The 4,561-nt window shown below is 29.8% G+C and carries 5 protein-coding genes; all 5 read right to left on the reverse strand.

The window, feature by feature from the left end; translation table 11 throughout:
• Positions 1-118: 118 nt before the first annotated feature.
• Positions 119-2,104 carry a Helicase associated domain protein gene (locus J8H85_RS18730; protein ID WP_209657216.1) on the reverse strand — a complete coding sequence of 662 codons (1,986 nt, stop codon included), beginning with the start codon at positions 2,102-2,104 and terminating at the stop codon, positions 119-121.
• 256 nt (positions 2,105-2,360) lie between these two features.
• Positions 2,361-2,996 (reverse strand): hypothetical protein, encoded by a 636-nt coding sequence (locus J8H85_RS18735; protein WP_209657217.1) that lies wholly within the window; start codon positions 2,994-2,996, stop codon positions 2,361-2,363.
• Between the two features lie 3 nt (positions 2,997-2,999).
• Positions 3,000-3,593: a hypothetical protein gene (locus J8H85_RS18740; RefSeq protein ID WP_209657218.1), complete on the reverse strand. Its 594-nt coding sequence runs from the start codon at positions 3,591-3,593 to the stop codon at positions 3,000-3,002.
• A gap of 165 nt (positions 3,594-3,758) precedes the next feature.
• The gene (locus J8H85_RS18745; RefSeq protein WP_209657219.1) at positions 3,759-4,172 is read right to left on the reverse strand and encodes a hypothetical protein; all 414 of its coding nucleotides are present in this window, start codon (positions 4,170-4,172) and stop codon (positions 3,759-3,761) included.
• A 76-nt stretch (positions 4,173-4,248) separates the two neighbouring features.
• Positions 4,249-4,561, reverse strand: a 313-nt coding sequence (locus tag J8H85_RS18750; protein ID WP_209657220.1) for an integrase core domain-containing protein, incomplete at its 5' end; no start/stop codon positions are given.

Here is a 4,561-nt window from a genome sequence, read left to right on the forward strand (position 1 = left end):
CGGAATTATCAACATTCCAACACCACAGAATCATCATTATGAGATAATTAAAATATAAATATTAACTTTGAAGAACTAGGCTAGTGCTTTTCATAGGATACGGTGTTGTGCAACGTTTTTATTCACTTTCTATAATTCCTAATTCTTTTAATTTTTCTACTTTTTCAGTTCTCAACGCTTTTGCTCTGTAATTTGCTTTTTGTTGATTTACCCAAATATATATCTCTTTATCAAATTCAGATGTAATTTCTTTTGTTCCATATTCCTCTCTAAAAAGTTCAATGATTTCAATATATTCATCCCACTTTTTTCTTTTTTTACTTCTTACAGGAAGTTTTATATTTAACTTTTTTAGTTCATTAATTTGTTCATCTTTTAGTCTGCCATATCTAAATGTTCTTTTTTGATAATGAAGCCATCTAGCCAGTTTTGGGTATTCTTTATTATCTTTTTTTATGTCTGGATTTTCTAATTTTTTCAACTTGTTTAAGTTGTTGAACCAATTTTGTGTAATATGTCCGCCTTTATCTTTTTTTGTTTTAGTTCCAATTTCAAAGAATCCGATTTGATGTAATTTTTCTATTTTCCAATCTGCTTTAATTCCTTTTGTTTTTATACGATAAACATAATTACCAAGATTTGGATTTGGTTTATAGTTTGAAGGAATGTTAAAATTTCCAAATTCTTCTTTATAATCTTGTAATTCTTTAATTCTGTTTTCAAAATTGTGAACATCCATATCCCAAACAACACCAATATCTTCTAAAAGTCCAATTCTTTCTTTACTTAAAAACTCCCTTTTCTTTTTGTAATATGTTCTTTGGTCATTTAGCCATTTACCAAGTCCTAAATATTTTTTTTCTTTAAATGTTTGCGAAATATTGCAATCTCCATATTCAGATTTATATTCTTCTAAAAGTGCTAATTTATCGAGCCAATCATCTTCGTTATTAGATGTTCTGACTCCAGACATTTCCCATTCAAAACCTATATTTTCAAGTTTTTCTATTTGCCAATCTTTTAGTTTACCATTTTTATATTTCCCTCTTTCTAATGCAACCCAATTAGAAATGTAAAAAAGAGGATGAGTATTATCTTTATATCTTTTTACATTACTTTCTCCTGTTTTTTTATAGACTTCTAATAGTTGACTGTAACTGTCAAGCCATTTTTTATCCCAATACAAAATGTGAGCATCTCCAAAGTAAAAATTTATAGTTTTTAATTTTTCTAAATGTTCTTTAGGTAAAATTCCAGCATTAAATAGTTGTTTTTGTTTTCTATACCAACCGTGAAGAGTTCTATCTTTATATTCTCTTGGAACTGTACAATGGTCATTTTCTTTGTAAAAACTTTCCATTTTTTTAAACATATAATCCCATTTTGCAAGATAGTCTTCTGTTATTTTTAGTATTGACTGATATTGTTTAATCGGTTTCTTTTCTTTGATTTCTAAATTACCTAAATCACTAATTTTTGGATTTCTACCTCTTTTTTTTGAATTATCGTGAATATTTGAATTGTAGTCAGAGCCTTTTGAAAATTCTTCTGATGACACTTTATCTTCAAGAACAAGTTTAGCCAAGTATTCACTTGTTAATAATTCAAGATTTGGGTCGCTAAAATCGAAAAATGAAGAATAAAATTCCTTTAATTGATTTATAATTTTTAATCCGCTTTTGTCACTATTTGTAAAATCTAAAAGGATTGAGGATTCAACGTTGTAAAAAAGTCCTGATTTAGTCAGATTTGATGAACCAGTAATTATTCTATTTCTATCGCCTTCGAATAAATATATTTTTGGATGATAAATGTAACTGTCAGAATAATAAATGTATGTTTCGGTGTCTAATTCTAAAAGTAATTCGAGAGCCTCTTTTGAAGTTACTCTTTCATCAATTCCAACATAGAAAGTTACATTTCTATTTTCTTTTCTTGCTTGTTTTATGAAAGGTGCTAAATAGTCTAAACCAGGCTTTCTCAAAAAAGCGACAAAAATTGTTATTTGTGTAAATGATTCGTCTTTTATTGCAGAACAAACGTGATTTCCGCACGTTTCATCTTCTTCTAGATGTAAGCCCTGTCCTAAAAATTCTACTATCATTCTTCTTTCACGGATTTTTTTTCAAATGTTGCACAACGGTCTTGTATAAGAATAGTAGGGCAGAAAATAGGTTGTTTCCTTTCGGTTGAGCCACGAGCCATATTTTTAATTTTTCTTTTTAACTTTTCAGTTCTAAAAATACTAAAATTAAAAATATTGCAACATAGCAGACACGAAAATACTTTCGGATTAAGCCAAAATCGCCCTATTATTTTTATACGTTGTTGCCACCCGTTTTTGTTACGTGTTGCATCTTTTAATCCAAATCTATATCAATATCAGCAACTTTCTCATTTCCATAATATAATACAAATACTGGTTCCTTATCGAACTTTTGAATTGCGAAAAAAGCATCAGCGATAAAAGAATTCATTGTTATTGGTGCATAGTATATTCCTGAAACTATTGGATTTTTATCAGTTCCAAAATTTATTTGGCAAGTAATATTCTTATAACCTTCAAATTGATAATCTTCAAAAGTGTCTTTAATTTTTGGGTCAAAATCGGGAACACTTTGATAAGGATGACCTCGTTTATTAAGCAATTTAGTTTTTAATAGTTCTTTACCTTGATAAGTTGGTACGCCAATTGAAAATGATTTATAACCGACAAATTCCACAAGTTGGTATCGAACTTTATTTACAGTATCCAATAAGGATAATGGGTTTACATCAACATCCTCTTTATTCTCGGATTTGATTTTTGATTTTATCATTATTTTTTCCAAACCATCGCCTTTTACTTTTACGTTCTGTTGTGTATGAAAAAGAGTAGGAGCTTTTTTGACCTTTTTTATGTCAATTGTGATATTGTCGTTAACTGTAACTTCTTGAGCAATTATATAATTTGTCGAAATAATTGCTATTAAAAAAATGAAGATAATTTTTCTCATACGTTATTTATTTAAAATTTGGTTTAATGGTATTTTAATTCCTAAATAATATGCAGTTCTTAAAAGTTCGTCCTCAACGATTCTTGAAAATGGACTATGTATTCCGACATCAATTATTAGAAGTTTTGGAAATCTATAATTTAAGCCGAGTTTAATTGGAAAGTCGAATTTTTTAGTTTTTTCATTCAATTCTTCATTCTCAAAATCAGGTGTTTTAGTCATATATGCTATTCCGGCTCCTAGATTTAAATATAATTCTCCATTCCTGATTAATGATAAGGAAGCATAGGGAATAAAATTAATAGAGGTAAACTCGATATCCTTAAATTCTGTAGATGTTGTTTTGGTGTAAAATAATTCTCCAGCTATCGCAATACGTTCTTCAAGGAAAAATTGACCAAAAACTCCAAAACTAAAATTACTTTCATATCCTGTTGTTCTTGAACCTTCTCCGCCATATTCTCCAACTATAATAAATGAGTCATCAGGTATGTTAAACGATGTTCTTTCGTAATTAAACATTGGACCAATTTCAAATTCTTGTGCAAACGATAGTCCGCAAATCAAAAACATTAATAGTAAAGTAATTTTTTTCATAGTTCTCGATTTTTTTAAATGGGTGGCAACGGTTTAGGCTATGGTTTCGTTGCGGAATGATTCGGCAGAATTATTCCGCCGTAAACCAAACATTGCAAATACGCAGGAATTTCCGATAGGAAATTCCGCCGCAATGAACTATAGCCAGTGTTGTGCATAGTGTTTTTATTTTTTAGGTTTCATTTTCCAAATAAGCCACGTCACTAAAAACGAGACAGTAATTAGCAAAATAGAAACTCCGATATCATTCAAATTCCAATTTGGACTTGGAACATAGTCTCTATGAAAATCCACTAAAGTTCCAAATGTCACTTTGTAGGTTGTCCAAAGTCCGTGCAACAATGCAAATCCAAAAGCGCCAATCCACATTATTTTTCTATTTATAATAATCGGTCCAATCAACAGTAGAGTAGAGACAATCATTAAAATCAGCATATCAATTCTGAATGGGCTAAAGTCATATTTATATTTCACGAAATTCAGTCCGACAAATATCCACAAGAGTAAAATTCCACCGTAAATCAGGCGTTGTTTTTTCTCGTTTTTCAGATATTCAGTTATATAAATTCCGTTTTTCAATTCAGTCGATTTTCAGTTCTCCGTAACGTTGCTTTGCATGTCTTGTCCTGAAATATGGCTACAGGTTAAAATTGATTTACGCTGTTAATTTGTATACCATATTTGGTGTTCTAAAGTCTAAAGATAAGTGTAATCTTATTTCGTTGTATAAATTAATTGCGTTTTTTGTAGCTCTTTTCGCGTGCGCTATATTTGTAAAGGTTTGGTCGAGATAAAATTCATCTTTAAGAATCCCGTTAACCCTTTCTGCTAGGGCATTTTCATAGCAATGATTTTCTTCTGTCATACTAATATCTATCTTTTTCCTTTTCAGGATTTGGGTGTATACATTGCTGCAATATTGTATACCCCTATCGGAATGATGTATGAGTCCATTAATGCTTTTAGCT

Source organism: Mariniflexile gromovii, assembly GCF_017814435.1.
GTDB lineage: Bacteria > Bacteroidota > Bacteroidia > Flavobacteriales > Flavobacteriaceae > Mariniflexile > Mariniflexile gromovii.

Bases quoted from the DNA above. Each gene is read 5' to 3' on its own strand.
- J8H85_RS18730 (WP_209657216.1), bottom strand. From the start codon at position 2,104: ATGATAGTAGAATTTTTAGGACAGGGCTTACATCTAGAAGAAGATGAA.
- J8H85_RS18735 (WP_209657217.1), bottom strand. From the start codon at position 2,996: ATGAGAAAAATTATCTTCATTTTTTTAATAGCAATTATTTCGACAAAT.
- J8H85_RS18740 (WP_209657218.1), bottom strand. From the start codon at position 3,593: ATGAAAAAAATTACTTTACTATTAATGTTTTTGATTTGCGGACTATCG.